This is a genomic window from Streptomyces sp. URMC 126 (assembly GCF_051386555.1).
GTDB lineage: Bacteria > Actinomycetota > Actinomycetes > Streptomycetales > Streptomycetaceae > Streptomyces.
Genome location: NZ_JBPQTX010000497.1, coordinates 1 through 3,330 on the forward strand (window position 1 = coordinate 1; position 3,330 = coordinate 3,330).

Genomic DNA, 3,330 nt, shown 5'->3' on the forward strand with positions numbered 1-3,330 from the left:
TGTGTATAAGAGACAGGCCCTTGAGGGGGCCCCACTCGTTGGGGTCGGGGACGCCGGGCGGGAGCATCTGCCGCCGCTTGGGCCCACCGTGGTCGGATTCCCCCGGCTCCTTCGCACCCGGCCACGCCTTGACGACGCGCGCCGCCAGGACGAAGTCCTTGCGCAGCGGGTGGCCCTCGAAGCCTTCGGGAAGCAGCAGCGGAACCAGGTTGGGGTGGCCGGTGAAGTCGACGCCGAACATCTCGTGCGTCTCGCGCTCGTGCCAGCCCGCACCGGCGTACACGCCCACGGCGGTGGGCAGCGCGGGCGCGTCGTGCGGCACGGTGGTACGGACGACGAGACGGCGGACGGACGCGTCGGCGGGGGTCGGCAGGGCGACGACGTGGGCGCAGACGAGGAAGCCGGTACCGGGTTCGTCGACGGCGCTCAGCCAGTCGAAGAAGGTGCAGCCGAGCACGTCGCGGGCGGCGGTGAGGGCGGTGAGCCAGGACGCGGCGGGGACGTCGGCGGTGAGCAGGCCGTACGCCTCCTCGGCCGTGGCGTCCGCGCCGAAGACCTCGGTGACGGGTGCGGGCAGCCAGCCGGTCATCGGCCGTCCTCCCCGGAGCCGTTCTCCTGGCCGTTCCGCGAGTCCTTCAGTGAGGCGTTTCCGCCGCCGTCCGCCGGACCGGTCGTCCCGGAACCCTTATCAGGGTCGTCCCCGGGGGTGCCCCCAGAGCCCTTCTCAGGGTCCGCCCCCGCCGGCGGCGCCACCGGCGCGCTGCGCAGTTCCGCGACGGACGCGGCCGGCACGGCGGCGGCCGGCGCCGGTGCGCCGTACCGCTCCGCCGTCGACTCGGCCGCGATCTTCTCCTGGAGCTTGAGGATGCCCTGGAGGAGCGCCTCGGGCCGGGGCGGGCAGCCGGGGACGTAGACGTCCACCGGAATGATCTGGTCGACGCCCTTGGTGACGGAGTAGGAGTCCCAGTAGGGGCCGCCGCAGTTGGAGCAGGCGCCGAACGAGATGACGTACTTCGGCTCGGGCATCTGCTCGTACAGCCGCTTGACCGCGGGCGCCATCTTGTCCGTCACCGTGCCGGAGACGATCATGAGGTCGGCCTGGCGGGGGCCCGGCGCGAACGGGATGACGCCGAGGCGGATGAAGTCGTGCCGGGCCATGGACGCGGCGATGAACTCGATCGCGCAGCAGGCGAGACCGAAGTTGAACACCCAGAGGCTGTAGCGGCGCCCCCAGTTGAGGATCACCTTCATGGGCTCGGGGGCCAGCCGGGCCAGCGCGCCCAGGCGGCGGGGCTCGGGCAGGCCGACCGGCTCGGCGCGTGTCACGTCCACTCCAGGACGCCCTTCTTCCATGCGTACAACAGGCCAACGGCGAGGAAGCCGAGGAAGACGAACATCTCGACCAGGGTGGCGGCACCGTAACCGGGCGCGGCGAAGACCGTCGCCCAGGGGAACAGGAAGACCGAGTCCACCGCGAAGATCACGTACAGGAAGGCGTAGACGTAGTAGCGCACCTGGGTGTGGGCCCAGCCCTCGCCGACGGGGTCGACGCCGCACTCGTACGTCAGCAGCTTCTCCGGCGTCGGCACGACGGGCCGCAGCAGCCGTCCGGCGCCGAACGCGACGGCGACGAAGAGCACGCCGAGGACAGCGAGAAGAGCGACCAGGCCGTAGCCGTCGAAGTAGGCGGCGGATTCCGCCGCGAGCCGGGCGTCGGCCGTCGCGATGCGCGCGGTTGCCTCCGGCACGTCCGGTCCCTCACTCCCTGTGCGCGGCTGTTCGTCCGCATTCGACGATCTGTACGCACAGGAGTCTAGGTGTTGCGGGGCCGGGAGCGGGCAGCGCTGCCCGGCGGGGGTGGGGTTCTCCCCACCGGGACGGCTCCCGGGGCCCCCATGGCGCGCAGCCCCGGGCGCCGGGCAGGCTTGGACCGTGACCGCCCGTACCGCCACCCCGACGCCCGCCCGGCCCCGGACCGCCGACCCTCACGGGGACGAGGCCGGGGACGAGCGGCTGCCGCCCGCCCGGCTCGCCTTCGACGCGTGGACCTGGAAAGAGGTCCTGTACCTGCTGTGCAACCTGCTGACGGGGCTCCTGGGGTTCACGTACGTCGCGCTGTGGCTGTTCGCGGGCGTGGTGCTCTCGTTCACCGTGGTGGGTCTGCCGCTGCTGGCGGTGGGTCTGGTCGGGGTGCGGTACGTGGGACGGCTGGAGCGGAGCCGGGCGCGGGCGCTGCTCGGCGTCCGGATCGACGAACCGAGCCTGATGCCGCGCGGCGGGTCCCGCCGGAGAGCCGTCGGCTGGGTCTGGTCGACGCTGAAGGACACGGTGGCCTGGCGCACCACGCTCTACGCGCTGATCCGGCTGCCGTGGGGGGTGCTCACCTTCGGCGTGATCCTGTGCGCCCTCTTCGTCGCCTGGCCGGTCCTCGGGCACCTGGCGCGGGCCATGACCACGGTCGACCGGGCGATGGCGCGCGGACTGCTGTGTCCCTCCGACGAGCTGGAGCGGCGCGTGGCGGAGCTGGAGCAGGACCGGGGGATCGTGGTGGACACGGCCGCCGCCGACCTGCGGCGCATCGAACGGGACCTGCACGACGGCGCCCAGGCCCGGCTCGTCGCCCTGGCCATGGGGCTGGGGCTGGCGAAGGAGAAGGTGCTGGAGGACCCGGAGGCCGCGGCGAAGATGGTCGACGAGGCGCACGGCGAGGTGAAACTCGCCCTCCAGGAACTGCGCGACCTCGCCCGCGGCATCCACCCGGCGGTACTGACCGACCGCGGCCTGGACGCCGCCCTGTCGTCGGTGGCCGGGCGCTGCACGGTTCCCGTCGCCGTACACGTGGAGCTCGACAGCCGCCCGGCGCCCGCGATCGAGGGCATCGCCTACTTCACCGTCTCCGAGCTCCTCCAGAACGTCAGCAAGCACAGCCGGGCCCGGACCGCCGAGGTCGAGGTGTGGCGGGCTGGCGACCGGTTGCTGCTCCAGGTACGGGACGACGGGCAGGGTGGCGCGTCCACCGCGGCCGGCAGCGGGCTCGCCGGACTCGCGGAACGGCTGGGCTCGGTGGACGGGCTGTTCGAGGTCGAGTCGCCCGTCGGCGGGCCTACGGTGATCACTGCGGAACTGCCGTGGCGGTCCCGGAACTGACGGCGCCGGAACGTTCGGCTTCGGTTGCCGATTCCGTTGCCGACCGTTGCCGATTCCGCTGCCGCTGCCGCTGCCGCTGCCGTTCCCGCTTCCGACTTCCGTTCCCCCTTCGCCGCGCCCTTCCCTGCCCTGCCCTGCCCTTCCCTGCCCCTAGGGGTAGGGAGAACCCCACCCCTAGGACAC

Annotated in this window: 4 protein-coding genes; 1 reads left to right on the forward strand and 3 read right to left on the reverse strand. The window is 72.8% G+C overall.

What is annotated here, in order from left to right; genetic code table 11:
• The 3 genes from ACSNOK_RS31915 to ACSNOK_RS31925 all read right to left on the reverse strand — a co-directional run.
• The coding region (locus tag ACSNOK_RS31915; protein ID WP_436784278.1) for an NADH-quinone oxidoreductase subunit C at positions 1 to 589 on the reverse strand (589 nt) is incomplete at its 3' end.
• Positions 586 to 1,353 carry an NADH-quinone oxidoreductase subunit B gene (locus tag ACSNOK_RS31920; RefSeq protein WP_436784279.1) on the reverse strand — a complete coding sequence of 256 codons (768 nt, stop codon included), beginning with the start codon at positions 1,351 to 1,353 and terminating at the stop codon, positions 586 to 588. The genes ACSNOK_RS31920 and ACSNOK_RS31915, both read right to left, overlap by 4 nt.
• Positions 1,323 to 1,748 carry an NADH-quinone oxidoreductase subunit A gene (locus ACSNOK_RS31925; RefSeq protein ID WP_436784280.1) on the reverse strand — a complete coding sequence of 142 codons (426 nt, stop codon included), beginning with the start codon at positions 1,746 to 1,748 and terminating at the stop codon, positions 1,323 to 1,325. Before ACSNOK_RS31925 ends, ACSNOK_RS31920 begins: the two co-directional genes overlap by 31 nt.
• A gap of 184 nt (positions 1,749 to 1,932) precedes the next feature.
• On the opposite strand from ACSNOK_RS31925, the gene ACSNOK_RS31930 reads away from it, so the two are divergent.
• Complete coding sequence (locus ACSNOK_RS31930) at positions 1,933 to 3,147, forward strand: sensor histidine kinase (RefSeq protein WP_436784281.1); 1,215 nt, start codon at positions 1,933 to 1,935, stop codon at positions 3,145 to 3,147.
• The last annotated feature ends 183 nt before the right edge of the window (positions 3,148 to 3,330 follow it).

Excerpts from the sequence above, each read along its gene's own strand:
- ACSNOK_RS31920 (WP_436784279.1), bottom strand. The coding sequence starts at position 1,353 with ATGGAAGAAGGGCGTCCTGGAGTGGACGTGACACGCGCCGAGCCGGTC.